General features: G+C 69.5%; 30 protein-coding genes. 9 read left to right on the forward strand and 21 right to left on the reverse strand.

What is annotated here, in order from left to right; all coding sequences use genetic code 11:
• Window positions 1-13: 13 nt before the first annotated feature.
• Entirely contained in the window at window positions 14-202 is a 189-nt protein-coding gene (locus ACFVKT_RS22285; protein ID WP_385734037.1) for a hypothetical protein, read from the forward strand.
• Here ACFVKT_RS22285 and ACFVKT_RS22290 read toward each other — a convergent pair.
• Window positions 193-930: an HAD family hydrolase gene (locus tag ACFVKT_RS22290; protein WP_385734039.1), complete on the reverse strand. Its 738-nt coding sequence runs from the start codon at window positions 928-930 to the stop codon at window positions 193-195. The genes ACFVKT_RS22285 and ACFVKT_RS22290 overlap by 10 nt on opposite strands.
• On the reverse strand, window positions 930-1,811 hold the full coding sequence (locus ACFVKT_RS22295) for a GntR family transcriptional regulator (RefSeq protein ID WP_385734041.1): 882 nt from the start codon (window positions 1,809-1,811) through the stop codon (window positions 930-932). Before ACFVKT_RS22295 ends, ACFVKT_RS22290 begins: the two co-directional genes overlap by 1 nt.
• A 158-nt stretch (window positions 1,812-1,969) precedes the next feature.
• Between ACFVKT_RS22295 and ACFVKT_RS22300 the strand changes: the two genes are divergently transcribed.
• The gene (locus tag ACFVKT_RS22300; protein ID WP_365443023.1) at window positions 1,970-2,158 is read left to right on the forward strand and encodes a hypothetical protein; all 189 of its coding nucleotides are present in this window, start codon (window positions 1,970-1,972) and stop codon (window positions 2,156-2,158) included.
• A gap of 42 nt (window positions 2,159-2,200) precedes the next feature.
• On the opposite strand, the gene ACFVKT_RS22305 is transcribed toward ACFVKT_RS22300, so the two are convergent.
• Window positions 2,201-3,124 (reverse strand): winged helix-turn-helix domain-containing protein, encoded by a 924-nt coding sequence (locus ACFVKT_RS22305; protein WP_385734043.1) that lies wholly within the window; start codon window positions 3,122-3,124, stop codon window positions 2,201-2,203.
• Window positions 3,125-3,340: 216 nt separating this feature from the next.
• Here ACFVKT_RS22305 and ACFVKT_RS22310 point away from each other — a divergent pair, with 216 nt between their 5' ends.
• Window positions 3,341-3,526 (forward strand): hypothetical protein, encoded by a 186-nt coding sequence (locus tag ACFVKT_RS22310; protein ID WP_385734045.1) that lies wholly within the window; start codon window positions 3,341-3,343, stop codon window positions 3,524-3,526.
• 192 nt (window positions 3,527-3,718) lie between these two features.
• Here ACFVKT_RS22310 and ACFVKT_RS22315 read toward each other — a convergent pair whose 3' ends face one another.
• Window positions 3,719-4,972, reverse strand: a complete 1,254-nt coding sequence (locus ACFVKT_RS22315) for a GNAT family N-acetyltransferase (RefSeq protein WP_385734047.1) — start codon at window positions 4,970-4,972, stop codon at window positions 3,719-3,721.
• Window positions 4,973-5,191: 219 nt separating this feature from the next.
• The gene (locus ACFVKT_RS22320; RefSeq protein ID WP_385734049.1) at window positions 5,192-5,863 is read right to left on the reverse strand and encodes an AmfC protein; all 672 of its coding nucleotides are present in this window, start codon (window positions 5,861-5,863) and stop codon (window positions 5,192-5,194) included.
• A 217-nt stretch (window positions 5,864-6,080) separates the two neighbouring features.
• Between ACFVKT_RS22320 and dtd the strand changes: the two genes are divergently transcribed.
• Window positions 6,081-6,506 (forward strand): D-aminoacyl-tRNA deacylase, encoded by a 426-nt coding sequence (gene dtd, locus ACFVKT_RS22325; protein WP_385734051.1) that lies wholly within the window; start codon window positions 6,081-6,083, stop codon window positions 6,504-6,506.
• 60 nt (window positions 6,507-6,566) lie between these two features.
• Here dtd and ACFVKT_RS22330 read toward each other — a convergent pair whose 3' ends face one another.
• The 7 genes from ACFVKT_RS22330 to ACFVKT_RS22360 form a co-directional block, all read right to left on the reverse strand.
• Window positions 6,567-7,532 (reverse strand): YgfZ/GcvT domain-containing protein, encoded by a 966-nt coding sequence (locus tag ACFVKT_RS22330; protein ID WP_385734053.1) that lies wholly within the window; start codon window positions 7,530-7,532, stop codon window positions 6,567-6,569.
• A 9-nt stretch (window positions 7,533-7,541) separates the two neighbouring features.
• Window positions 7,542-7,979, reverse strand: a complete 438-nt coding sequence (locus ACFVKT_RS22335; RefSeq protein ID WP_385734055.1) for a Fur family transcriptional regulator — start codon at window positions 7,977-7,979, stop codon at window positions 7,542-7,544.
• A gap of 22 nt (window positions 7,980-8,001) precedes the next feature.
• Complete coding sequence (locus ACFVKT_RS22340; RefSeq protein ID WP_385734057.1) at window positions 8,002-8,361, reverse strand: response regulator transcription factor; 360 nt, start codon at window positions 8,359-8,361, stop codon at window positions 8,002-8,004.
• A gap of 80 nt (window positions 8,362-8,441) precedes the next feature.
• On the reverse strand, window positions 8,442-9,017 hold the full coding sequence (locus ACFVKT_RS22345; protein ID WP_385734059.1) for an FABP family protein: 576 nt from the start codon (window positions 9,015-9,017) through the stop codon (window positions 8,442-8,444).
• Between the two features lie 222 nt (window positions 9,018-9,239).
• Complete coding sequence (locus ACFVKT_RS22350) at window positions 9,240-10,205, reverse strand: hypothetical protein (RefSeq protein ID WP_385734061.1); 966 nt, start codon at window positions 10,203-10,205, stop codon at window positions 9,240-9,242.
• The gene (locus ACFVKT_RS22355) at window positions 10,202-11,050 is read right to left on the reverse strand and encodes a hypothetical protein (RefSeq protein ID WP_385734063.1); all 849 of its coding nucleotides are present in this window, start codon (window positions 11,048-11,050) and stop codon (window positions 10,202-10,204) included. Before ACFVKT_RS22355 ends, ACFVKT_RS22350 begins: the two co-directional genes overlap by 4 nt.
• Window positions 11,047-11,769 (reverse strand): hypothetical protein, encoded by a 723-nt coding sequence (locus ACFVKT_RS22360; RefSeq protein ID WP_385734064.1) that lies wholly within the window; start codon window positions 11,767-11,769, stop codon window positions 11,047-11,049. Before ACFVKT_RS22360 ends, ACFVKT_RS22355 begins: the two co-directional genes overlap by 4 nt.
• Before the next feature lie 250 nt (window positions 11,770-12,019).
• Between ACFVKT_RS22360 and ACFVKT_RS22365 the strand changes: the two genes are divergently transcribed.
• The gene (locus ACFVKT_RS22365; RefSeq protein WP_385734066.1) at window positions 12,020-12,382 is read left to right on the forward strand and encodes a DsrE family protein; all 363 of its coding nucleotides are present in this window, start codon (window positions 12,020-12,022) and stop codon (window positions 12,380-12,382) included.
• Here the strand turns inward: ACFVKT_RS22365 and ACFVKT_RS22370 are convergent.
• The 9 genes from ACFVKT_RS22370 to ACFVKT_RS22410 all read right to left on the reverse strand — a co-directional run bounded on the left by ACFVKT_RS22370 (window position 12,376) and on the right by ACFVKT_RS22410 (window position 19,223).
• A complete protein-coding gene (locus ACFVKT_RS22370; RefSeq protein ID WP_385734068.1) occupies window positions 12,376-12,759 on the reverse strand; it encodes a VOC family protein in 384 nt (127 codons plus the stop codon). The genes ACFVKT_RS22365 and ACFVKT_RS22370 overlap by 7 nt on opposite strands.
• Before the next feature lie 128 nt (window positions 12,760-12,887).
• Window positions 12,888-13,151: a DUF3099 domain-containing protein gene (locus ACFVKT_RS22375; protein ID WP_385734070.1), complete on the reverse strand. Its 264-nt coding sequence runs from the start codon at window positions 13,149-13,151 to the stop codon at window positions 12,888-12,890.
• Between the two features lie 76 nt (window positions 13,152-13,227).
• A complete protein-coding gene (locus tag ACFVKT_RS22380) occupies window positions 13,228-13,515 on the reverse strand; it encodes a DUF1416 domain-containing protein (RefSeq protein WP_054232391.1) in 288 nt (95 codons plus the stop codon).
• 63 nt (window positions 13,516-13,578) lie between these two features.
• Window positions 13,579-14,418 carry a sulfurtransferase gene (locus tag ACFVKT_RS22385; RefSeq protein ID WP_385734072.1) on the reverse strand — a complete coding sequence of 280 codons (840 nt, stop codon included), beginning with the start codon at window positions 14,416-14,418 and terminating at the stop codon, window positions 13,579-13,581.
• Window positions 14,419-14,965: 547 nt separating this feature from the next.
• Window positions 14,966-15,709, reverse strand: coding sequence for a DUF2993 domain-containing protein (locus ACFVKT_RS22390; protein ID WP_385734074.1), 744 nt, complete (start codon window positions 15,707-15,709; stop codon window positions 14,966-14,968).
• A 214-nt stretch (window positions 15,710-15,923) separates the two neighbouring features.
• Entirely contained in the window at window positions 15,924-16,751 is an 828-nt protein-coding gene (locus ACFVKT_RS22395; RefSeq protein WP_385734076.1) for a maleylpyruvate isomerase family mycothiol-dependent enzyme, read from the reverse strand.
• Window positions 16,752-16,815: 64 nt separating this feature from the next.
• Window positions 16,816-17,994 (reverse strand): hypothetical protein, encoded by a 1,179-nt coding sequence (locus ACFVKT_RS22400; RefSeq protein WP_385734078.1) that lies wholly within the window; start codon window positions 17,992-17,994, stop codon window positions 16,816-16,818.
• Between the two features lie 8 nt (window positions 17,995-18,002).
• Window positions 18,003-18,257 carry a MoaD/ThiS family protein gene (locus ACFVKT_RS22405; RefSeq protein WP_385734080.1) on the reverse strand — a complete coding sequence of 85 codons (255 nt, stop codon included), beginning with the start codon at window positions 18,255-18,257 and terminating at the stop codon, window positions 18,003-18,005.
• A gap of 84 nt (window positions 18,258-18,341) precedes the next feature.
• Complete coding sequence (locus tag ACFVKT_RS22410) at window positions 18,342-19,223, reverse strand: alpha/beta hydrolase family protein (protein WP_385734082.1); 882 nt, start codon at window positions 19,221-19,223, stop codon at window positions 18,342-18,344.
• Between the two features lie 255 nt (window positions 19,224-19,478).
• Here ACFVKT_RS22410 and ACFVKT_RS22415 point away from each other — a divergent pair, with 255 nt between their 5' ends.
• The 4 genes from ACFVKT_RS22415 to ACFVKT_RS22430 all read left to right on the forward strand — a co-directional run bounded on the left by ACFVKT_RS22415 (window position 19,479) and on the right by ACFVKT_RS22430 (window position 23,008).
• The gene (locus tag ACFVKT_RS22415) at window positions 19,479-20,297 is read left to right on the forward strand and encodes a response regulator transcription factor (protein ID WP_385734084.1); all 819 of its coding nucleotides are present in this window, start codon (window positions 19,479-19,481) and stop codon (window positions 20,295-20,297) included.
• Window positions 20,298-20,320: 23 nt separating this feature from the next.
• Window positions 20,321-21,343, forward strand: a complete 1,023-nt coding sequence (locus ACFVKT_RS22420; protein WP_385734086.1) for a LacI family DNA-binding transcriptional regulator — start codon at window positions 20,321-20,323, stop codon at window positions 21,341-21,343.
• Between the two features lie 166 nt (window positions 21,344-21,509).
• On the forward strand, window positions 21,510-22,736 hold the full coding sequence (locus ACFVKT_RS22425; protein ID WP_385734088.1) for a S1C family serine protease: 1,227 nt from the start codon (window positions 21,510-21,512) through the stop codon (window positions 22,734-22,736).
• A gap of 38 nt (window positions 22,737-22,774) precedes the next feature.
• Window positions 22,775-23,008, forward strand: coding sequence for a hypothetical protein (locus tag ACFVKT_RS22430; RefSeq protein ID WP_385734090.1), 234 nt, complete (start codon window positions 22,775-22,777; stop codon window positions 23,006-23,008).
• Window positions 23,009-23,072: the final 64 nt, after the last annotated feature.

A 23,072-nucleotide genomic window follows, 5' to 3' on the forward strand; every position in this document is an offset into this window, starting at 1 on the left:
CGGAGTGGGGGACATGGTCATCTTCCAACTGGTGGGCGCTGCCATCGAATTCGGTACGGCCCAGCTGGTGCGCTCGGAGCTCGGGTTCGCAGGTCTGGTTCTGCTGACCCTGGCACTGGTGGGTATACGAGCAGGGCATCCGCGGCTGGCCGGCTGGGCAGCCTTCCTCTTCCTCCTGCTCACCCTTCAACTTCAGGTCTGACCCCGAAGGGCCCGCAGCAAGGGTTCCAGCGACCCCACCACATCCTCGGCCCCCGCATCCCGCAGCAGCTTCTCCTTGTAGCCGTTACGCGCGTAGCCGAGGAACGGGACTCCGGCTCGCTGGGCGGCGAGGAAGTCCGAGGGGGTGTCGCCGATCATGAGGGCGGCCGAGGGGGCGGCGCCCAGGGTGCTCAGGGCTCGGTTGAGGCAGTGCGGGTGGGGCTTGAGGTGGTCCAGGTTGCGGGTGCGGCCGTAGACGTTGGGGGCGAAGCACTCGGTGAGGCCGCGGCTCTCCAGGTAACGGGCCACCACGCGCGGGGAGTTGTTGGTGGCCACCGCGAGGCGGACCCCGACGGCCGTCCAGGTCCGTATCAGGGGATCGGCGAACGGGGTCGGCCAGGCGGACGGTACCGCCTTGAGTTCGTGCTGGGTGAGCAGTTCCTCGAGCTCGGCCACCAGGTCGCTGTGCGGATGCCGCTGGTTGACCATGCGCAGCACGACATGCGGATCGGGATGGACCCGTTCCTCCTCGCTCAGCAGCCCTCGCAGCCCCTGCTCCTCCAGCCACTCCACCAGGTTCCTCGCCACGTCCTCCGCCGAAAGCCCCGCGAACAGCCGACAGATCGGCCCGTCGAAGTCGAAGAGGACGAAGCGAGCACGGTCGATCACTTCCCGCAGGTTCTCTGTCTCTGTCGCCACCGGTTCAGTCTGCGCTGTATGAGGAGTCACTAGGAGAGTGTCAGGTCCGTGGTGATGGTTTCCCAGAGGGCGTTGAACCACTTCTGGGATTCCTCCACGAAGGAGGCGTCCCGGTGACCGGTCGTCTTCTCGAAGGAGAAGAGGAGCGAGGAGGAGCCGACGGCGTCGTACATGTCGAGTACTCCTCCGCTGTCCACCGTCTCCTCGCGCCTGGTGATCATGTAGTACGCGATCAGCGCCTCCGACTCGTTCAGGAGGTACAGCTTCACCGGTGGAGTGAACGGCAGGGCGCGGAAGGTCACGCGGACATCGATGCCGTGCGAGTGGCGCAGGGTCTGGAGGTTGTGGCGCAGGACGTGTCCCTGGGCGTTGCGCTGGGCCAGCCACCGCTTGTGGACCGCGTCGTCGTCGGTGCGGCCCTCGACCGGGACCGGGAACGCCAGGGTGATGTCCCGGGAGGGCAGCAGGATCCGGACGTCGATCGACTCGGGCCGGATGGCGCCCTCGTGGATCAGGCGCACCGGTTCACCGAGGGCCACCATCAGGGTCTCCGCGGTGAGGCACGCGGCGTCTATACGGACGTGCGGGGCCGCGAACGCCTCGGCCAGGCGCGGCGCGAGGCCCACCATCGTGGTCTGGGGTTCGTCGCGGGTGGGTGACACGTCCGCGATCCGCGGCGGGCTGCCCCTGCCGGTGTTGCTGAGCAGCCCGTCGCTCTGGAGTGAGCTGAGGGCCTGGCGGACGGTGCCGCGCTCGACGCCGAACTCGTCCGCCAGCTCCGCCTGGGTGGGCAGGCGGTCGCCCGCCTTGAGATCCCCGGCACGGATCCGGTCCCGCAGGACGCCGGCGATCTCCTGGGACGAGAGCCTTCTGTCACCGTTCACTGCCACGTTCTCCTGGGTCACGACCAAACGCTACAACTCCCATCCATCTATGGGGAGTTGTTTGAAAGTTGTTTATGAGTACAAGCCAAGTGGGGACAACTTAAGCATAGTTGGTCGCCAACTTAGCCAAGTTGGCGGAAGTTTTGCTTCCCCCTTTACCTCCCCCAGAAGCAGGAGGAACCACCATGCCTGTCATCGCCCTCCTCTCCGCCGTCTTCGTCGTCGGCTTCGAGCAGCTCGTCCAGTGGCACTACGGCCCCACAGGCATCGTCGGCCTGCTGCTGCTCACCATCGGAATCAAGGCGAAAAGCCCCACCTGCAGCTCCATCGGAGCGGTCGTCCTGGCCCTGATGGTCACGGGCCCGGCCCTCTGACCCGCATGCGTCCGAACCGGAGAACCCTCCGCCCAGGAGGCCTCAGCTCGTGAGCACCAGCTCCGAGCTGATGGTCTCCCACAGCGCGTTGAACCACAGGTGGGACTGCTCGACGAAGGTCGTGTCCCGCAGCCCGTTCCCCTGCATGAAGGGGAACAGCATGGACTGGGTGCCCTGGACGTCGTACATCTCCAGGTGCACATGGTCGATCTCCTCCTCGCGCTTGGCGAGGGTGTAGTACGCGAAGAGCGCCTCGGACCCGTTGAGCAGATACAGCTTCACGGGCGGCGTGAAGGGGAGCGCACGGAAGGTGACGTTGACCTCGATGCCGTGCGTGGCTCGCAGCGCGAACAGGTTGTGGCGCAGGACCTGCCCCTGGGCGTTGCGGTTGGCCAGCCAATTGCGCTGAAGGACGTCGTCGTTGGACCCGCCGTCGGCCGACGCGTCCACCGTGGTCGGGAAGGCCAGCGGGATGTCACTACTGGGAAGCAGCACCCGGACGTCGATCCTGGCCGGTTTTATTCGCTCGGCGTGGATCTGACGGAGCGGCTCGCCCATGGCGAGGGTGAGTGAGATGGACGTCAGGCACAGCGCGTCGATCTCCACATGAGGGGCCGCGAAGGCTTCCGTTATCCTCGCGCCGAGTGCCACCGTGGTGGGCTGCGGCGGGGCTTCGGGCCCGGTCAGGGCCCTTCCCAGGTCGTTCGCGACGGTCGCCGGGCTCCCTTTGGAGACGTTGACGAGCAGTTGCTCCGACTGCAGGATGCGCAGCGCCTGCCGTACGGCCCCACGCTCGACGCCGAACTCGTCCGCCAGCCTGGCCTGGGTGGGCATGCGCTGGCCGGCCCGCAGTTGACCGGACCTGATCCGGCTGCGCAGCTCGTCGGCCACCTCGCGATGCGATGCCAGTGACCGTGGTGACCTGTTTCGCCCATTGGCGGCGGCGTGTTCCGGGTCCACGACCAAACCCTACAACTTCCCGCCATCTTTGGGCAGTTACGGGATAGGTGGTTATGAGTCGACCCAACGCGGAGATAACTATGAATAAGTTGGTCACCAACTTAAGCAACATGGTCAAACTTCCAGGGGGTTGGCCGCCAGGGTCGCAAGCGTTGACCAGGTGGACGGTTCCCAGCGGTTCCCAGCCGAGGTTCGCCTCCCCGTCCCCAAGGAGGGACCGTCATGCCGCTCGTCGCCCTCGTAGTCGCCGCCCTCGCCATCGGATTCGAACAGCTCATCCAGTGGAAGTACGGGCCGATGGGAATCATCGCGTTCGTCGCGCTGACCATCGGCATCAAGGCCAAGAACACCATGCTCAGCGGCATCGGAGCTGTGCTCATCGTGATGCTGCTCGCCCAGTCCGGCTGATCGGGCGCCACCGTCCGGACAGTCCGGCTGACCGAGCTCCCCCCTGGAGGGGAGCCGGGAGCTCGGTCAGTCAGCACCACCCACAACCACAACTGAACAGCTACAAGAGCTACCAGCTACCAGCTACGGATCAACGGCCACCACCGGCACGGCGGGGAAGGAGCCCGGCCGCACAAGCTCAGAAGACCGCGATCAGAAGATGTCCGGGCACCACGGTCGCCTGGACGTTCGCAGCAGGGCGTCGGCCACGGAGCCGGCGCCCGCTCGTTCTTCCCGGACCCGGCCCAGCGCCACGAGCCGCGCCGCCGACTCGTCGCCCAGCCACAGCCGCGCCAACTCACCCACATCCAGCGTGAGTTCGGCGTCCAGCGTGGTCGGCGCACAGGACGCCCCGTCCGGCCCGGCCTCCAGCCGGTACCGCCCGGCCGAGAGCCCGTCCCGGTCGGTCACCTCAAGCACCAGCGTCCCCGTACCCCCGTACGTCCGCGCCTCCAGAGCCCGTACGACATCCAGGATCCGCACCCACAGCCAGTCCGACTGTGTCGTGATCCGGGCGGCCCTCGGGTCGGGCAGGAACTGCGGCAGCAGGTCGTCGGGGGCCCGCATGCCCGTCTTGACCCTGGTGATCCAGTCGATCGAACAGAGGTACTGCCACAGGGCGCGCTCCGCCGCCGGCGTCGCCGCGATCAGCCAGTTCACGTCCACCGTCTGGTGCGGCTGCTTGTCGTGCCACTTGTCGTCCGACTCGTACGAGACGAGACCCTCGACCTCGCCGGCCGCCGAGCGGTAGACGGCGTAGAACGGTTCCGTCCACGGCGCGCGGTCCAGTTGCAGCACACCGGTGTTGACCTGCCACCAGCGCTCGTCGCGGCTGACCGCGCCGGGCTGGGTACGCCTGAGCCGTTCGTGCAGTTCGGGGCCGGTCTTCCGGACGTCCTCGCCGTCGACGAGGTCGATACGGGCGCCGTCGGCCGGGCCCGACCAGCGGCGGTCCAGGCCTGCCCTCGGTACCTCGATGGTCCACTCGGCGGTGGAGGTGGCGGGGCCGAAGCCGTACCGGCCGTAGATCGGGTACTCGGCGGCGATCAGGGTCGCCACCACGTCGCCCCGCTCCTTCGCCGCCGCGAGGTCCGCCGCCATCATGCGGGTGAGGAGGCCCCGGCGGCGGTGGGTGGCGGTGACCGTGACATTCGAGATCGCGTCCGCCGGGACGGGGGTGCCGCCCACGGTGGTGAGCTCCTGTGCGAACGACCTGAAGGTCGCGACGCATCGGCCCGCGTCGAAGGCGGCGAGGGTGCGCTCCGGGACGATGTACGAGCTCCGGTCCCGGATCTCCGTCTCCGCCACCGCGGGCGAGCGCAGGAAGCCCGTGTTCAGCGCGCGGATCCAGTCCGGTATCTCGGCCTCGGTGATCGCTCGTACGTCGATGGCGTCGCGGTCAGTCATGAGGCCCACGCTAGGTGTACGGGGGTGAGAGTGTCGCGGGGATTTTCCTCGCCCCCGCCGCCCCTGCCCGTCCCTTGTTCCTGGGGGCTGCCGCCCCCTGACCCCCGCCATCGCGCTGAACGCGCTCGTCCTCAAACGCCGGACGGGCTGAAACCACTGCAGCAGGGGCGGAGGGGGCGAAAAACTCTCCGGCTCAGGCAAGGTCCACGGACAGGTCCGTCACACGAGCAGGTCGTCGACCTGCGCTTCGCCCTCGCGGTACCGGCGGGCGATCTCCGCGCTGCAGTCGTCGGCGGTGCGCTGGAGCTGCTGGCGGCGCCGGGAGACCTGCTGCTCGTACCGCACGAGCCGCCCCATTCCCGCGCCCAGCTCTTCGTCCGTACGGGCTTCGAGGTCGGACAGTTCCACCTCGGAGAGCATGTCCGAGGCCAGCCGCCGGTACTCCTCGCCGTGTGGCGTGCCCACCGTCACATGGCGGGCCGAGGACCGGTGCCGGGCGGGCGCGTCCGTGAGGATCTCCGAGAGCCGCTCGACGACCGACGGCTCCCCGGCTCCGACCACCCGCGGCTGCCCCGCGCCGGGCGCCCGCAGTCCCCCGCGGCGCGCCAGCTCGGCCCGCAGGATGTCGATGCGCCCCTGGAGCAGCCGCCTCACATAGCTGAGGTCGGCCTCGTCCCGCTGGGCGTCCCGGCGCAGCACGCGCAGCTCGGGCAGCCGCAGCACGGCCAGGTCGTGCCGGGGACCCTCAGGGGACAGCGGGCTGTCGGTGCGCTGCACCGGCGGCCGGGCGGTGGCCGCCGTCCCCACGGCCCGCCCTGTCCGTCCCGCCCGCGGGCTCGTACGGGTCAGTGACACGACCCCGGGCGGCTGCCCACTACTCGGTGTGCTCATGTGCCTCTACCGTCCCCTCGACCGGCGCGGTCCGTCCCACGCATGCGCCATGAATGCGCCCATGAATGCACCGCAACACCCCGCATGGTGCCACCCCCAGTGGTCGCTATGTGACCGAGTGCCCCCGATCGGCCCCAGATGGGGGTTTGGCGAACCGGGAAATCACACGAAGGGCCCGCACCGAGCCCCCGTACGCGCGCACGGCATGATGGTCCGCATGCGTGCGGTGGTGCAGAGAGTGGACGGCGCGAGCGTCGTCGTCGAGGGCGAGACGGTCGGCGAGATCAGCGGCGAGGGACTGTGCGTCCTCGTCGGGATCACCCACGACGACACCAAGGAGAAGGCGGCCCAACTCGCCCGCAAACTCTGGTCGGTTCGCATGCTGAGCGAGGAACGGTCCTGCTCAGACATCGACGCGCCGCTGCTGGTCATCAGCCAGTTCACGCTGTACGGCGACGCCCGCAAGGGCCGCCGCCCCACCTGGAACGCGGCCGCCCCGGGCGATGTCGCCGAGCCCCTGGTCGACGAGGTGGTCGCCCAACTCCGCGCCCTGGGAGCGACGGTGGCGACGGGCCGCTTCGGCGCGCAGATGCGCGTCTCACTGACGAACGACGGCCCGTTCACGGTCCTCGTCGAGATCTGACGGTCCTCGTCGCGATCTCGCCGCTACGGCCGTTCACCGTCCTGATCCAAACGACACCCCCTAGGGCTCGACCACGACCTCCTGCGCCGCCGCCGTCGTGTCGGCGAGCAGCGGCGCGTCCAGCGGCACGTTCCGCTTGATGACCGCCAGGGCGATCGGGCCCAGCTCGTGGTGGCGTACGGAGGTGGTGATGACGCCGACCTTGCGGCTGTCGGGGCCCTCGTCCGCGCGGCGCAACTCCGTGCCGGGCGGCGGGAGATGGACCTCGCTGCCGTCGAGGTGGAGGAAGACGAGCCGACGCGGGGGCTTGCCCAGGTTCTGCACGCGGGCGACGGTCTCCTGTCCTCGGTAGCAGCCCTTCTGCAGATGCACCGCGCTGCCGATCCAGCCCAGCTCGTGCGGGATGGTGCGGTGGTCGGTCTCGAAGCCCAGGCGCGGCCGGTGGCTCTCGACGCGCAGGGCCTCGTACGCGAGCAGCCCGATCGCCGGACCGCTCTTCTCGGCGTACGACTCCAGCTCCGTACGGGGGAGGAAGAGATCACGTCCGTACGGTGTCTCGCGTGCGACGACGCCTTCCGGAATCTCGGCGATCGATCCCGCCGGCAGGTGCACGACCGCGAACTCATCTGTCCGGTCGGCGACTTCGACGCGGTAGAAAAACTTCATGGACTCCAGGTACTCGATCAGCGCGTCCTGGCTGCCCGGCTCCACATGGATCCAGGTCGTGGTGGAGTCGTCGACGAGGTACAGCGCGTGCTCGATGTGGCCGTGCGCGGAGAGGATCAGCGCTTCGGTGGCACGGCCCGCCGGCAGGTCCGTCACATGCTGGGTGAGCAGCAGGTGCAGCCAGGTGAGCCGGTCGTCTCCGGTGACCGTGACGACGCCGCGGTGCGAGAGGTCCACGAAGCCGGTGCCGTCGGCGAGGGCACGCTGTTCGCGGAACAGGTCTCCGTAGTGGGCGGCGACGCCTTCGTCCACACCCTCGGCGGAGACGGCGCCGGGCAGGGACAGCAGAGGGCTCTTCATATGCCTAGCCTACGACTTGGTAATTGAATTTTTGAGCGAGCAGTCCTTGCAGAGGCCGAAGATCGCGAAGTGCTTCATGTCCGTCTCGAAGCCGAACCTCTCGCGGAGCTTGGCGGTGAACTCGGCGGCGATCTTGGTGTCGGCCTCGATGACGTTCTTGCAGTCCCGGCACACCAGGTGGATGTGGTGATGGCGGTCCGCCAGGTGGTACGTCGGCGCGCCGTGCCCGAGGTGCGCGTGGCTGACCAGGCCGAGTTCCTCAAGGAGCTCCAGCGTCCGGTAGACCGTCGAGATGTTCACACCCGAGGCCGTTCTGCGTACCTCGACCAGGATGTCGTCCGGGGTGGCGTGCTCCAGCGTGTCCACCGCTTCGAGCACAAGTTGCCGCTGCGGAGTCAGCCGGTAACCGCGCTGCCGCAGATCGCTCTTCCAGTCGGTGCTTACCACGCCGCCCAGTGTAGGCCCGCCTCTAGGGAGCCAGGATCTCTCTTACGCGCGTGACGATGTTCTCGAGGACGAAGGGCTTGGGGAGGAAGACCACCGGGACGTCGTGGCCGTCGTCGCGCAGGATGCGGGCGACCTCCAGGCTGTCGAAGTCCGGCAGGCGGACGTCGAGGACGACGAGGTCGGGCGGTTCGGCGTACGCGGTGTTCAGCGCGGCGACACCACTGGCGACGGCGGTGACCTCGAAGCCGGCCAGCCGGAACGTTTCCGCGAGCACCTCGCGGACGCCGTACTCGTCGTCGACCACGAGCACTTTCGAGCCGGGAACACTGGGGGCGCCGGAAGCGCCGTGGGTACCGCGGGAAACAGCTGTAGGGCCGGTCACACCAGCAGGGTGACCGGCCCGGATCAGAACAGCGTGAAGTTCGTCTTTGTGGGGCGTAAGACCGCCGGCCCCGCGCCGTCCTACTTGAAGAACGCGATGCCGTCGTCCGGCATGTCGTCCGGGAGGGCCTTGGCCCAGCGCTCGACGTCCTCCGGGGTCACGACCTTCTTCAAGTGCGCGGACATGTAGGGACGCAGCTCGACCTCGGGGGTCTGCTTCTCGCCGACCCACATGAGGTCGCTCTTCACATAGCCGTACAGCCGCTTGCCACCGGTGTACGGACCCGACGCGGCCGTGCGCGCCACGGCGTCCGTGACCAGGTCGATCTGCGGCTGCTTGGCGGCCAGGTCGCCGTACCAGATCTCGACGACACCGTCGTCGCGGGTCATCACGACCTCGACCTTGCGGCTGGGGTCGATCCGCCAGAAACCGAACTCGGACTCCAGCGGCCTGACCTTGTTCCCGTCGGCGTCGAGCACCCAGGTGTGCGAGTGGTACTCCAGGAAGTCCCGCCCGTCATGGGTGAAGGTGACCTCCTGCCCGAAGTTGCACTTCTCGGAGCCGGGGAAGTCGTGGACACCCGCGCCTGCCCAGTTGCCGAGCAGGAAGGCAATGGGGAGCAGGTCCTTGTGCAGGTCGGACGGGATCTCGATCATGAGCAGCTTTTCTTCGTGGTGGTCAGCGCTGGCCCTGGTACAGCTTCTTCACGGTCAGCCCTGCGAAGGCGAGAACGCCGACGCAGACAAGGGCGAGCAGGGCTTCGAAGAATGCCTCAAGCACGGGGTGCTCCTCGGGTGACACGGTGAAGGCGGTACAGGTCCGGGCCCCACTCTAGTGGGGTGGGGCCCGGACCTCACTGCGAGGTGCACCCTGGCGGCTCAGTCGAGCAGCTGGCTCTGCAGGATCACCGTCTGCTGGAACGGCAGGGCCTCCGCGGTGCCCTTGCGGGACTGCAGGACCACGGCGACGGTGTCCGCCGCCGAGAGGTACGCCTGCCGGACCTGCTCGGGGCCGTACGGCTTCGTCTCCACGAACGAGTACCGCGAGACGTCGGCGACCTGAGCCTCCGCCGCGAACCCTGTGTAGGCCTCGACCGCTTCGGCGCCGCGCGCCGTGTGCACCGGGGAGTTGTAGCTGATGAGCTCGGAGGTGACCAGTTCGTCGGCGACGGCCGCGGTGCCGAACTGCAGCAGGTAGATCCGCGTGTGCGTACCGTCCGGTGTCGTCCAGCCGCGCGCCGCGATGTGCCGCAGGCCGTAGTCGGTCAGCAGCTGCCCGACGGTCTCCCGGTCCTCCTTCGTGGCGTACTCCGCCAGGAAGGTCTTCGTCGCCAGCCAGCCGTCCTCGCCGCGCAGCGCCACGTCGGCCTTCGCGCCCTTCGGAGCCGGGAGTACGAGCTTTCGCAGGTCGGCGTAGTGCGCACCGGCCGTGTTCGTCTCGGCGAACGGGCCCGGGCTGCCGGCGGGCAGCGGCGGCTTGCTGATCGTCGGGTACTCCCAGCGCCCGTCCGGCTCGGTCGCCAGCCCCGGTACGTCCGTGCGCTCCATCCGCGTGATGCCGTACGCCGCCGCCGTACCGACCGCCGCGAACACCACGACGGCCGCGGTCCAGCGCAGGACGGCGCGGAGAACCCGGCGGTCCTTCTTCACCGGGGGTGCCTGCGGTTCAGGGACCACGGGCGGCGCCTCGGGCATCGGCGGCAGGGGAGCCTGCGCGTCAGCCGACGCCGGTTCCTCGGCCGGCAACGGCGCCTGCGCCGGCGTCACCTGCCCGGCCTGCTCGCTCTGCCCAGCCTGTAGGCCCTGTTCGCCCTGCCCGACCTGTTCGCTCTGCTCGGTCGTCATACCGCCTCCCCAGGCTCCGCGATGCGGTCGAGCTGCTTGCTGAGCAGCATCGCGACCCCCTTTGTGTCCAGTGGCTTGGCCCCGTCCGCGGTGGCGGTGACCAGGACGTCTCCCACGTAGGCGGAGCAGTACATCGCGTCGAGGTCCTCGTCGGTGTCCTTGGGCGGCAGGAAGCACTGGGCGTTCTTGTAGCCCTTGATCGCCGGACCCTTGCGGAAGATGTCCAGGGCGTCGAGGAACTCGTTCTGGAACGTCGAGATCTCACGGACGGCCGTCTTGTTGTCCATCTGGACCAGCGTGACGTTCACCGTGTAGATGCCCTCGTTCTCACCGAGCGCCTCGGCCTCCTCGCTGATGTAGCTGCGCATCGCCATGCCCTGGACGCGCTGCTTGTCGATCTCCTTCTCCAACTGCTTGCGCTGCGAGCGGGGCAGGTCGCTCAGCCCCTCCTTGCGCAGGGCCGTGGCCTGGGCACCGCTGAGCTGGGCGTCGTAGCCGTACTCTCCGATGTCGGGCCCGCGATACCAGCCGTCCTGCCCGTACGGCACGAGCATCGCCGCCAGCCCGGTGACGGTCGCCGCCTTCTTGTCGTCCGCGGCCTCCTTCGGGAGCGTCCAGACGGGCGCACCGGCGTCCCGGTCGGCCTCGTCCACGGTCACGACGGTGTAGCCGACACCGGCGACGAGGGCCCCGGTGAGCAGCAGGGACCCGGCCACAGCGGCGATACGTCCGCGGCGGACGGACTTCTTGACGGGCGGGACCGGCGGCAGCGACGGCTGCTCGGCGGACTCCACGGTCTCGGCCGACTCGCTCTGGTTCTCGCTCTGGTTCTCGTTCTCGCTCACAGCCGCCCCATCTGCCGCTTGGCCAGGTCCATGATCTTCGCCTTGGGGATCGGCTTGGAGTCCCACACGTATATCTCGACGGCGATGTCCCCGCGCCAGGCGGACGCCTCCGCGAAGTACTGCGGCAGATAGCCGGGCTCGGTCTCGGGCTTGTTGTGGACGTACACCATGCCGTTCCCGGTACCCGGGATCGGCCAGCTGTCGGTGTCGTCCTCCTTCTCCTCCCAGTACTGCTCGCTGTCGTTGCGGTCGGCAGCGCCGAGGGCCTCCTCCTGCCGGAACTGGACCAGCCGGATCTGCACGCCGTACGTGCTGCTGACCTCCCAGCCGGTGGTGGCCACCCGGCGGAGCTCCGCGCCGACGAGGTCGCCGAACACCTCGCCCGGCTCCTCGAAGGCGTCGGCGTAACCGGCCAGCTCCACCCAGCCGTCGGCGCCCTCGACCCAGTCGGCCTCCTTCAACCCGGCCGGCCGCTTCAGCAGCAGCTTGCGCAGGTCCCCGTCGGTCTTCACCTGACGGTCCTGCGCGGCCGACAGGGGCTCGGGGCCCTCGCCCTTGGCCTGCGCCGGCACCGGCTGGGAGAGCGACGGCAGCTTGGTGGGCTCGCGGTCGGCCTGGATCAGGAAACCGGCGCAGGTGCCGGCGACGAGGCCGAGCACCGCGGCGGTGGCGATCAACAGGGTCGTACGACCGCGTCGGCGCCGCCCGGCAACGGGCACGACTTCAGGTGTCTCACGTATCTCAGATGTCTCAGGTATCTCGGATATCTCAGGTATCTCAGGTGTAGCGGATACCGCGAACACCCCCGATTCTTCGGGTGTTTCGGGCACTTCGGGTACTTCCACAACGTCCCCCCACGAACGCGAATCGCGGATTCCATATCCGCGCGCACAGGAGACCCACGGCCAACACCTTGGGTTGCACGGGAGTTGATCACGATTCGGAGTACCACCCGACTAGCATTCGGGCATGGCTAAGAAGCTCGTTATCAAGGTGACGGCGGGGGCCGATGCCCCCGAGCGCTGCTCGCAGGCGTTCACGGTCGCCGCGGTGGCCGTGGCCAGTGGTGTCGAGGTGTCCCTGTGGCTGACCGGCGAGTCCGCGTGGTTCGCGCTGCCGGGCCGCGCCGCCGAGTTCGAGCTGCCGCACGCGGCGCCGCTGCCCGATCTGATCGACTCGATCCTGGCGGCCGGCCGCATCACCCTGTGCACACAGTGCGCGGCCCGGCGGGACATCACCGAGAAGGACGTCATCGAGGGCGTACGGATCGCGGGTGCCCAGGTGTTCGTGCAGGAGGCGATGGCGGAGGAGACGCAGGCGCTCGTCTACTGAGGCGCGGGCTGCTCCCGCACCCAGAGGCAGAACGGGTGTCCTGCCGGGTCGAGGAGGACGCGTACGTCCTCCTGCGGCTGGTAGGCGGCGAGCCTGGCGCCCTCGGCGAGGGCCCGCGCCGTCTCCGCGGCCAGATCGTCCACCTCGATGTCGAGATGGAGCATCATGCGCTGGTCGCCGGGTGCGGCGGGCCAGACCGGCGGGACGTAGCCACGCGAGGTCTCGAACGCGAGCGCCGTGCCACCCCCCGGTGGGCCGATCAGCATCCAGTCGGGCTCCTCCGCGCGGACCACATAGCCGAGGAGCCGCCGATAGAACCCGGCGAGCGCATGCGCGTCGGGTGCCTCGAAGGCGACGGTCGACAGCCTCACGCTCACACGTACCCCCATATGACAGGAGATCGGATGACCGGATAACCGACCGGATGACGGATGACCGTATGGCCGGATAACCGGCCGGATGACCGGATGACGGATGACGGGGGCCTGCCGCCTGCCGCCTGCCCCTACGGCCGCCGCCGTTTCTTCCCGTCCAGCTCGTCCCACCAGTCGTCGGACTTGGGGTCGCCGGAGGGGTCGTCCCACCAGCGGTCGTCCGGGCCGCGCCGGTTGGCGGCCATCGCGGCGACCGGCGGGATGACCATGGCCACGACGCACATGCCGACCGCCACCGGGACCGACCAGAGGCGGACGACTCCCCAGGCCAGGACGAAGAGCCCGATGCACGTCCCCATCATGGCGAAGTAGACGTGCCGCCGTCGTGCGTACATACATCCAGGGTAGGTCCGGGCACGGCGAAAGGCCGTACTCCAGCGCCCGGAGTACGGCCCTTCAGTGCCGCTGGTGTCAGACGGCGATGGCGACCTCGGCGAGGCCGCCCGTCTGGGCGACGACCGTGCGGTCCGCGGTGCCTCCGGGGACAAGGGCCCGAACGGTCCAGGTGCCCTCCGCCGCGTAGAAGCGGAACTGGCCCGTCGCGGAGGTCGGGACCTCCGCGGTGAACTCACCGGTCGAGTCCAGCAGGCGGACGTAACCGGTGACGGGCTCGCCGTCGCGGGTCACCTGCCCCTGGATCGTGGTCTCACCGGGCTTGATCGTCGAGGCGTCGGGGCCGCCGGCCTTCGCTCCACACATATTTCGTTTCCGTCCTTCAGGCCTTGACTTGCCGTTCTTGCCGCACTTGCCGTATCTGCCGGATTACTTGTTGGCGCCGAGCTCGATCGGTACGCCGACGAGGGAGCCGTACTCGGTCCAGGAACCGTCGTAGTTCTTGACGTTCTCGACACCGAGGAGCTCGTGCAGCACGAACCAGGTGAGCGCGGAACGCTCACCGATGCGGCAGTACGCGATGGTGTCCTTGGCGAGGTCGACCTGCTCGTCGGCGTAGAGCTCCTTGAGCTCGTCGTCCGACTTGAAGGTGCCGTCGTCGTTGGCGTTCTTCGACCACGGGATGTTGCGCGCGGACGGGACGTGGCCCGGACGCTGCGACTGCTCCTGCGGCAGGTGGGCCGGCGCGAGCAGCTTGCCGCTGAACTCGTCGGGCGACCGCACGTCGACCAGGTTCTGCGAACCGATGGCCGCCACGACGTCGTCGCGGAAGGCACGGATCGCGGTGTTCTGGGCCTTGGCCTTGTAGTCGGTCGCGGCGCGCTCGGGCACCTCGACGACCAGGTCGCGGGAGTCGAGCTCCCACTTCTTGCGGCCGCCGTCGAGAAGCTTCACGTTCTCGTGGCCGTACAGCTTGAAGTACCAGTAGGCGTACGACGCGAACCAGTTGTTGTTGCCGCCGTAGAGCACGACGAGGGTGTCGTTGCCGATGCCCTTCGCCGACAGGAGCTTCTCGAAGCCCTCCTGGTCGATGAAGTCACGGCGGACCGGGTCCTGGAGGTCCTTCGTCCAGTCGATCCGGATGGCGTTCTTGATGTGGTTCTTCTCGTACGCGGACGTGTCCTCGTCGACCTCGACGATGGCCACGCTGGGGTCGTCCAGGTGTGCCTGGACCCAGTCGGCGTCTACCAGGACGTCGCTGCGGCTCATGCTCGTTCTCCTCCGGGGCAGTTGCGGCGGGGCGGGGCTTGGCGTTCAGGAGAGGGGTGCGCGGTCATGCCGATGGCGGCCGGCCGACGCAGGGGTGGCCCTGACGCGAGAGGTCAAAGGGCCCGGCTCGCGGAAGTAACGACGCTTCCGCTCAGAAGGTGCGACAGAGCATGGCGGCGACGCGGCACAGGTCCACTGCCCGCCGCTTCGTGAAATCCGCCTGTCCCCTCGACCGGAGGACGCTCAAATTGCACTGCATGTCCACGATCGTAGGGACGGACTGCCGGGGATGTCACCGGCGTGTCGAATGCTGAGACGCGATCGTCCGCGATGTGGGAAGGGCGGATCGCCGGGGCCACGTCCGTACGGTTTCCGGGCACCTGTACGCGCTCCGTCCCCGTCACCCATCTGCAGGACGGACGGGGCCGTCTCGCCCTTCGGAACGTACGCCCGATCCGACGGCCCCCTCAGGCCCGGCTGAAGGCCCTCAGCGCGTGGCCCGGCAAGCCTGCCCCTTCGGGCCGGATGCCCGACCCCGGGAGCCCTCTTACCCGACCAGCCTGACGTCCGAACCCTTCACCGAGATGTCGACGCCGTCCTTGGCCGCCTCGACCTTGTCGAGCTGGATGCCGCCGGGCAGGTCGTCGATCTTCTGCTCGAAGTCCGTGACCGAGCGGACCGTGTCCTCGGCGAGGTCGACGCCCAGGTTCGGCAGGGAGTCGGCGTGCACCTTCACGGTGTCGCCCTCGACGCTGACCGAGCTGAGGACGGAGACCGGCTGCGGCAGCTTGGTGCCGAGGACGGTCGCCTCGACGGTGACCTTGATCTTGCCGTTGCCGCCGTCGGAGAGGCCGATGACCTGGGCGGTGACGCCCGCCGTGACCTCCGTGGTCTCGGACTTGGCGGCCTTGAGCAGCTCGGCGTACGAGATGGTCGCGGTGCCGGTGGCCGAGTTGGCGGTGGCGGTGCTGTAGCTGCCGCTGAAGACGACGCCGTGCATCTCGGCGTTGAGGTCGTCGATGCGGATGGTGCTGACAGCGTCGCCCGACCCGCTCGTGGACGCCTCGTAGTCCTTGATGCCGATCTTCACGTCGTCGAGTTCGCCGCCAAGGGCCTGGGTGAGGAAGGGGAAGCCCTCGATGGACACGTCGGGGGTGCTGGCCAGACCCTCGGTGGTCTTGATCCGGTCCGCCGCCTCGTCCTCCGCGAATCCGACCGCCACCCGGTCCGCGATGACGAACAGACCGCCCAGGATGACGGCGACGACCAGGAATATTCGCAGTGCACGCATGCTCGCAGTTTCCCCAACCTCGGCCCTGTGCCGACGATCCGTGACGGCCCCCGAAACGGCCGAGTGGCCGCCGACCGCCGAGCCTAACCCCGAAGGACCCCCGGATCGGGAGCCCTTTCGAACACTTGTCGATCACCTGTGACGAACGCACGGTGACCAGTCGCCGGCCAACGAACGGAAACCGGGAGCCGGCTCTCGGGGCAGCGGCCGGCGCTCAGCCGAACGCGACCCGCTCCAGCCAGAAGTCGAGCAGCCCGGCGTCGCCCTCGACGTCCAGACCGCCGTCGGCCACGGAGCGGCGGCGGTAGACGGTCAGCAGGAGTTCGGACAGCGGGCCCCGCACCGTCACCGCGGCAGGCTCGGCCGACCGGCGCCAGGCGAGCACGTCGCCGGTCAGATCCACCAGCCAGGACGCCTCGCCGTCGGCCCGTACGTCGTTGGTCGCCTCGAACCGCAGAGTGCGGCCAGGGCCGAGAAGCTCCCGCTGTCCCGGGTGGAAGTCGAGCATCTCGGGCAGCGAGCCCAGTTCCATCCACTCGTCGAGGCCGTCGGCCGCCACCTCAGGGGCGAGCGTGTAGTCGCCCTTGAGGGCCAGGACCGCGTCGGCCCGGTGGAGGGCGGTCTCGTGGGTCATGCGGCGCGCGTAGAAAGACGGGTTCCGCGGGCCTCTGGGGAGCGGCGTCCACACGGCCGCGTCTGGACCGGTCTTCCGGAGCGTGGCCGCGAACTGCTCGGCGCCCTCGGTGAGCCAGTCGGCGAGCATCACCGGGTCCTCCCCGGCGTACGGGGAGAGATCGCGGAAGTCGAGGTCCGGCGGCGGCTGCGCGGCCCGCGTGCGGACGATCTCCTCGGCCCAGCGCTGGCCGCCTCCCAGGTGGCGCACCAACTGGTTGACCGTCCAGCCGGGGCAGGACGGCACCTCGGCCGCGAGGTCCGCGCCGGGGAGGACGGCGGCGAGGAGTCCGGTCTGCGTGACGATCTCGGCGCAGCAGCGCTCGAAGCCCAGCCCCTCACCCGCCGCGGTGAACGGTTCCTCGTGCATCAGGTGTCCTCTCGGGACTCGGGATTCGAAACTCGGGAGGGGCGCCGGGCGGCCGTCAGGTCGTTCAGGCGAAGGCGCGCCCCAGCAGATAGACGGCCGGGGCCGCGGCGGCCAGCGGAAGAGCCACTCCCGCGGTGAAGTGGACGAAGCGGGACGGGTAGTCGTAGCTGGCGACCCGGTGGCCGACCAGCGCGCAGACGCCCGCGCCGAGGCCGATGAAGGCGCCCTGCGTGCCGACGTCCGTCATCCCGCCGACCGCGATTCCGGCGCCGGTGGCCGCCAGCAGCGCCACCACCACGGAGGCCACGGTGGGCAGCGGCAGCGCGCGGGCGATGACCGCCACGGCGACCGCGACGGCGCCCACCGACACGGCGTCCGGCTCGGCCGCGAGATACCCGGCCGCGATGATCGCCAGTGCCGCCGAGACGACGGTCGCCATCAGACCGGACATCCGGGTGTCCGCGTCGGCGTGACTGCGCAGCTGGAGTACGAGGGTGAGCAGCACCCACACGCCGAGGGTGCCGAGGATCGCGGCGGGCGCGTTCTCCCGGCCCGCGGCGAGCAGCGCCACGTCTGCGGTCAGCGCGCCCGCGAACGCCAGCGCGATGCCCTGCCGGGCCGGCCACATCCCGTTCAGCCGGAACCAGCCGGCCGCGGTGACGGCCTGCAGCAGTACGAGGGGTACGACGAGGGCATACTCCCCGGCCGCCGCCGTACCGGCGAGCAGCAGCCCGAGCAGCGCGGTGAGCCCGGCGGGCTGGATGCCGGGTTCGATGATGGGTGAGCGGCCCTCGGCGCGGGCGCGCTGGGCGTCGGTGACGCGGGGGTTGCCGGTGACGGTCGGGGGGCCGTAGCCGGGGCCGTCCTCGGCGGCAGCCGCGTACGCGTCCGGCTGGGGCTGGGGCCCCGGTTGCGGCTCGCGGGCCCAGCCCTGGGAAGCAGCCGCGGCCGTGCCCTCGGGCGGGAGTGGCTGGTGTGCGGGCGTGGCGGCTGCGTACCCGTACGCCGACGGCTCCCCGTAACCCTGGCCCTGCGGCGCGCCGTACGCCTGCTGGTATCCCTGCGGCGGCAAATACGCGGTGTCCGGCGCGGACGCCACGGGGGCATGGGTCTGGGTCTCCCAGGTCTGCCCCTCCCACTGCTGGGTGTGCTGCTGCCAGTCGGGCCCCGGCGCGGGCTGCTGGTACGGGTCGTAGCCCTCGTACGGGGGCTGGTACTGCGGATCGTGGGGCTGGTTGCTCATCGTCTCGGTCACCCTCCTGCGAACGGCGGGAGCACCTCGACCGTGCCGCCCTCGGCCAGCCGTACCGTCTCATGCCCGCGGGTTCCCACGGGGTCACCGTCGATGAGGAACGAGCATCGCCGCAGCACGCGGACGAGTTCGCCGGGGTGTCGCTTGCGCGCCTTGTCGAGCGCCTCGGCGAGGGTCTCGGCCTCGTACGGCTCCTCGGCGACGCCGGCGGCGGACTTGGCCGCGGCCCAGTAACGCACCGTGCCCTTTGCCATCACGTTCCTCAGTCAGTCGTCGGTCGGTCGTGGGTCAGTCGTCGGTCGGTCGTCAATGGATCGGTCGCTGTGAACACGGTCAGGCTAGCCCGCGTGGGTGGCGGCCCATTCCCCGATGCGGGCCAGGAGCTCGTCATCGGCGGCGTGTTCGGCGTGACCCATGCCACGCTCCAGCCAGAGATCGGCGTGGCCCTCGGCGGCCGCGGCCAGCATCCGGGGGTGGTCGACGGGGAAGTAGCCGTCGATGTCCCCGTGGACGATCAGCAGGGGCGTGGGCGCGATCAGCGGGACCGACTCGACCGGGGAGGCCGGGACCGGGTTCCAGCCGCGGCCGTGGATCCGGGTGCGCAGATAGCAGCGGGTGACGGCGCGGCCGACCGGCTGGGTCACCAGCCAGTGCACGCGGCGCATAGGGGCCGTACCCCGGTAGTACCAGCGGGCCGGTGCGCTCACCGAGACCACCGCGTCCGTACGCGCCTCCGTACGCCTCCCGTGCTCCTGCCCCTGTTCCCGCCCATGTTCTTGTTCCTGCCCCGCCGCCCCGTACAGCGCCGCGTGCCGCAGCACCACGGAGCCGCCCATCGAGAAGCCGACGGTCGCGACCCGCCGGTGCCCGAGTTCGCGCGCCCAGGCGACCACGGCGGCCAGATCGTGGACCTCGCGGTCGCCGACGGTGGAGCGGCCGCCGGATCTGCCGTGACCGCGGAAGGAGAAGGTGACGACCGCCGCGTTCCGGGATAGGGCCTCCGCCGCGCGGCGCACGTGCGGGCGGTCCAGATCGCCCGTGAAACCGTGCGCGACGACGATCGCCAGGTCACCTGATGGCCGCGTTCCAGGGTCGTACGCCGCATCAATCGTGATCCCGTCGACCGTGCGCAGAAACTTCCGCAAAGGGGTGCGCGGGGTCGTCTCAAGGGATGGACGAAGGAAAGATCCCGTGACTTGACCTGCCGGACCTGAGCTCATGTGGGCTATTCTGACGGGCAGAGGACTCGGGCAGAGTAGCCCCCGGGTCCTTTTGTGCATTCGTAACCGTTGTATACGAAGCGGGAAACCGCAGGTGTACGAAGGCCACCAGTGCATAGCGGCTCCCAGGGGCGCGGGAGACGCGAGTGACAAGCAGTGCCGCAAACGTCCTCGCAGGGACCGAGGAGGAACCGACGTTATGGGCAAGCGAACCGTGCATGACCTTGTGACGACGACCCGGGCAGGTGGGGCGCGATGAGTTCTCTGCTGCTCCTGACCAATGCCCTTCAGCCGTCGACGGAGGTGCTTCCCGCTCTCGGCCTGCTCCTGCACAACGTGCGAGTGGCTCCCGCGGAAGGCCCCGCTCTCGTCGACACCCCCGGTGCCGACGTCATCCTGATCGACGGACGCCGCGATCTCCCCCAAGTGCGCAGCCTTTGCCAGCTGTTGCGTTCGACGGGACCGGGCTGTCCGCTGATCCTCGTCGTGACGGAGGGCGGCCTCGCGGCCGTCACCGCCGACTGGGGCATCGACGACGTCCTGCTCGACACCGCCGGTCCGGCGGAGGTCGAGGCCCGGCTGCGGCTGGCCATGGGCCGCCAGCAGATCGTCAACGACGACTCCCCCATGGAGATCCGCAACGGCGACCTCTCCGTGGACGAGGCGACGTACAGCGCGAAGCTCAAGGGCCGGGTCCTCGACCTGACCTTCAAGGAGTTCGAGCTCCTCAAATACCTGGCGCAGCACCCCGGCCGCGTTTTCACGCGCGCCCAGCTGCTCCAGGAGGTCTGGGGCTACGACTACTTCGGCGGTACGCGGACGGTCGACGTCCACGTACGGCGGCTGCGCGCGAAGCTCGGCATCGAGCACGAGTCGCTGATCGGGACCGTCCGGAACGTCGGTTATCGATTCGTTACACCGGAGAAGACGGACCGCACCACGGACGACGCGAAGGCCAAGGCGGCCCAGCCAAAGCCGGAGGATGCGGACGAGACGGCCCACCTCGACGCGGCCGCCGCCGCCGAGGCCACAGCTCCGGCACAGGAAGTAGCCGTACGGCCTGCCCAGGGGTAGGTCCATCCGCGTAGACTCCGCGCGTGGCCAAGGTAACTCGGGATGATGTGGCGCGGCTGGCGGGTACTTCCACCGCCGTGGTCAGCTATGTCATCAACAATGGACCGAGGCCGGTTGCCCCGGCCACGCGCGAGCGCGTTCTCGCCGCGATCAAAGAACTGGCGTACCGGCCCGACCGGGTCGCCCAGGCCATGGCATCGCGGAGGACCGAGCTCATAGGCCTGATCGTGCCGGACGCACGCCAGCCCTTCTTCGGGGAGATGGCGCACGCGGTCGAACAGGCCGCCGCCGAGCGCGGAAAAATGGTCCTGGTCGGCAACTCCGACTATGTCGCGGAGCGCGAGGTCCACTACCTGCGCGCCTTCCTCGGCATGCGGGTCTCCGGGCTGATTCTCGTCAGCCACGCCCTGAACGACAACGCCGCCGCCGAGATCGAGGCCTGGGACGCCCGCGTCGTGCTGCTGCACGAGCGGCCCGAGGCCATCGACGACGTCGCGGTCGTCACGGACGACATCGGCGGCGCCCAGCTCGCCACCCGCCACCTGCTGGACCACGGCCACGACTACGTCGCCTGCCTCGGCGGTATCGCGGAGACCCCGACGGTCGGCGACCCGGTCTCCGACCACGTCGAGGGCTGGCGCCGCGCGATGCAGGACGCCGGGATCCCCACGGAGGGCCGGCTCTTCGAAGCGCCGTACAACCGCTACGACGCCTATCAGGTCGGCCTCCAGCTCCTCGCCGGACCTGACCGGCCGCCCGCCATCTTCTGCTCCACCGACGACCAGGCGATCGGCGTGCTGCGGGCAGCGCGCGAGCTGCGCATCGACGTGCCGGGCGAGCTGGCGGTGGTCGGCTTCGACGACGTCAAGGAAGCGGCGCTGACGGATCCACCGATGACGACGATCGCGACGGACCGTACGGGTATGGCCCGCGCGGCGGTCGATCTCGTGCTCGACGACGGGCTGCGGGTCGCGGGATCGCGCCGGGAGCGCGTGAAGCTGTTCCCCTCGAAGCTGGTTGTGCGTCGGTCCTGCGGCTGCGCCTGAGCCTGCCCGTACGCGGGGCGGGGGCACCCCGCCTCCGGGGCTCAGACCGCTCTAATACCGCTCTAATACAGGGCTCCAGCGCCTTTATATCGGGCATACGAGCTTCTGCCGGGCTTCTCAGCGGGCGCTCAGGGAGCTCTCATGATGGGGCGCCAGTCTCTTTTACATGACCGAGAGCTTCCGCCGCAGCGGCGAGTACGAGCACCCCCAGCAGGGCGACGAGTCCGGGTATGTGCAGGGCAGCCAGCAGCCCGCGTACCCCCAGCAGCAGCATGCTTCCTCCCCCGTGAACCCCGAGTGGCCGCCCCCGCCGGCGCACCAGCCGTCCGAGCCCGTCACCGTGGAGCCCGGCACCACCGTATGGCCGGGCTCCGGTCAGGGTGGCAGCGGCGGGAACGGCGACGGCGGCCAGGGCGGGGGCGCCTACGGCGGCTACCCCGAGCCGGCCGCGGGGAACACCGCAGTCCTCACCGCCGAGCCCGCGCCGGCCACCCACCACACCTCGAAGAAGCGCGCCAAGGGTCCCCTCGCCCTCCTCGCCGCCGTCGCGATCGTCGCCGCGGCCATCGGGGGCGGCACCGCGTACGGCATCCAGGAACTGACCGGCAACGACACCGTGTCGAGCAGCACCAGCACCAGCGTCGTACCCACCGCCGAGAGGGGCACCGTCGCCGGTGTCGCCAAGGCCGTCAGCCCGAGCATCGTCGAGATCACCGCCTCCTCGAACGCAGGTGAGGCCACGGGTTCCGGCGTGATCATCACGACCGGCGGCGAGATCATCACCAACAACCACGTCATCTCGGGCGCCTCGACGATCAAGGTGCAGCTGAGCGACGGCAAGTCGTACACCGCGAGCGTCGTCGGTGCCGACAGCGCCAAGGACCTCGCGCTGATCAAGCTGGACGACGCGCCCTCCGGTCTGACGGTCGCGACGCTCGGCGACTCCGACGGCGTCCAGGTCGGCGACGAGGTCGTCGCGATCGGCTCCCCCGAGGGCCTGACCGGCACCGTCACCAGCGGCATCGTCTCCGCCCTGAACCGTGACGTCACCGTCTCCACGGACGAGAGCCAGGGCCAGCCCCAGGGAGGCGGCGGCAACGGCAGCGGCCAGTGGCCGTTCGAGTTCGGCGGCCAGCAGTTCAACGGCGACACCGGCTCGTCCACCACGACCTACAAGGCGCTCCAGACGGACGCGTCCCTCAACCCGGGCAACTCCGGCGGCGCCCTCATCGACATGAACGGCAACATCATCGGCATCAACTCCGCGATGTACTCCGCCGCGGACGCCACCAGCTCGTCGAGCGCCGGCAGCGTCGGCCTCGGCTTCGCCATCCCGATCAACACCGTCAAGTCCGACCTGGCAACCCTCCGCGCCGGCGGCTCGGACAGCTGAGACGCCCTCCGGGGCCGTGAGTGAGCAAGGAGTTCGACATGACCACGCAGATCAAGCAGACCAAGCAGGCCACACAGGCTTCGGCCGGGCAGCTCTCGATCAAGCAGGTTTCGCACAGCGTCGCGGGCGACGACCCGGCCGGTCTCGGCCTGGCCCTCGCCGTCGCCCGCGAGCTGCACGCTCCGGTGAGCCGGGCTCCTGAGGTCTCCACGGCCGCCGCCCCGCGGTCCCGCCGCACTCCCACCCGCCGCCGTACCGTCGTACGAGGCTGATCCCTCGTAAGCAGGGCTGATCCTTTTCGGCCCTACGACACAGCCAGGAAACGTGCGAGGCTGA

Source organism: Streptomyces sp. NPDC127595 (genome assembly GCF_042671685.1).
In the GTDB taxonomy this organism is placed as follows: domain Bacteria; phylum Actinomycetota; class Actinomycetes; order Streptomycetales; family Streptomycetaceae; genus Streptomyces.

What these genes read in the sequence shown, in the direction of transcription:
- ACFVKT_RS22285 (WP_385734037.1), top strand. Translation starts at nt 14, where the DNA reads ATGGTCATCTTCCAACTGGTGGGCGCTGCCATCGAATTCGGTACGGCC.
- ACFVKT_RS22300 (WP_365443023.1), top strand. Translation starts at nt 1,970, where the DNA reads ATGCCTGTCATCGCCCTCCTCTCCGCCGTCTTCGTCGTCGGCTTCGAG.
- ACFVKT_RS22310 (WP_385734045.1), top strand. Translation starts at nt 3,341, where the DNA reads ATGCCGCTCGTCGCCCTCGTAGTCGCCGCCCTCGCCATCGGATTCGAA.
- ACFVKT_RS22315 (WP_385734047.1), bottom strand. Translation starts at nt 4,972, where the DNA reads ATGACTGACCGCGACGCCATCGACGTACGAGCGATCACCGAGGCCGAG.
- ACFVKT_RS22320 (WP_385734049.1), bottom strand. Translation starts at nt 5,863, where the DNA reads ATGAGCACACCGAGTAGTGGGCAGCCGCCCGGGGTCGTGTCACTGACC.
- dtd (WP_385734051.1), top strand. Translation starts at nt 6,081, where the DNA reads ATGCGTGCGGTGGTGCAGAGAGTGGACGGCGCGAGCGTCGTCGTCGAG.
- ACFVKT_RS22330 (WP_385734053.1), bottom strand. Translation starts at nt 7,532, where the DNA reads ATGAAGAGCCCTCTGCTGTCCCTGCCCGGCGCCGTCTCCGCCGAGGGT.
- ACFVKT_RS22345 (WP_385734059.1), bottom strand. Translation starts at nt 9,017, where the DNA reads ATGATCGAGATCCCGTCCGACCTGCACAAGGACCTGCTCCCCATTGCC.
- ACFVKT_RS22350 (WP_385734061.1), bottom strand. Translation starts at nt 10,205, where the DNA reads ATGACGACCGAGCAGAGCGAACAGGTCGGGCAGGGCGAACAGGGCCTA.
- ACFVKT_RS22365 (WP_385734066.1), top strand. Translation starts at nt 12,020, where the DNA reads ATGGCTAAGAAGCTCGTTATCAAGGTGACGGCGGGGGCCGATGCCCCC.
- ACFVKT_RS22375 (WP_385734070.1), bottom strand. Translation starts at nt 13,151, where the DNA reads ATGTACGCACGACGGCGGCACGTCTACTTCGCCATGATGGGGACGTGC.
- ACFVKT_RS22380 (WP_054232391.1), bottom strand. Translation starts at nt 13,515, where the DNA reads ATGTGTGGAGCGAAGGCCGGCGGCCCCGACGCCTCGACGATCAAGCCC.
- ACFVKT_RS22385 (WP_385734072.1), bottom strand. Translation starts at nt 14,418, where the DNA reads ATGAGCCGCAGCGACGTCCTGGTAGACGCCGACTGGGTCCAGGCACAC.
- ACFVKT_RS22390 (WP_385734074.1), bottom strand. Translation starts at nt 15,709, where the DNA reads ATGCGTGCACTGCGAATATTCCTGGTCGTCGCCGTCATCCTGGGCGGT.
- ACFVKT_RS22395 (WP_385734076.1), bottom strand. Translation starts at nt 16,751, where the DNA reads ATGCACGAGGAACCGTTCACCGCGGCGGGTGAGGGGCTGGGCTTCGAG.
- ACFVKT_RS22400 (WP_385734078.1), bottom strand. Translation starts at nt 17,994, where the DNA reads ATGAGCAACCAGCCCCACGATCCGCAGTACCAGCCCCCGTACGAGGGC.
- ACFVKT_RS22405 (WP_385734080.1), bottom strand. Translation starts at nt 18,257, where the DNA reads ATGGCAAAGGGCACGGTGCGTTACTGGGCCGCGGCCAAGTCCGCCGCC.
- ACFVKT_RS22410 (WP_385734082.1), bottom strand. Translation starts at nt 19,223, where the DNA reads ATGAGCTCAGGTCCGGCAGGTCAAGTCACGGGATCTTTCCTTCGTCCA.
- ACFVKT_RS22415 (WP_385734084.1), top strand. Translation starts at nt 19,479, where the DNA reads ATGAGTTCTCTGCTGCTCCTGACCAATGCCCTTCAGCCGTCGACGGAG.
- ACFVKT_RS22425 (WP_385734088.1), top strand. Translation starts at nt 21,510, where the DNA reads ATGACCGAGAGCTTCCGCCGCAGCGGCGAGTACGAGCACCCCCAGCAG.
- ACFVKT_RS22430 (WP_385734090.1), top strand. Translation starts at nt 22,775, where the DNA reads ATGACCACGCAGATCAAGCAGACCAAGCAGGCCACACAGGCTTCGGCC.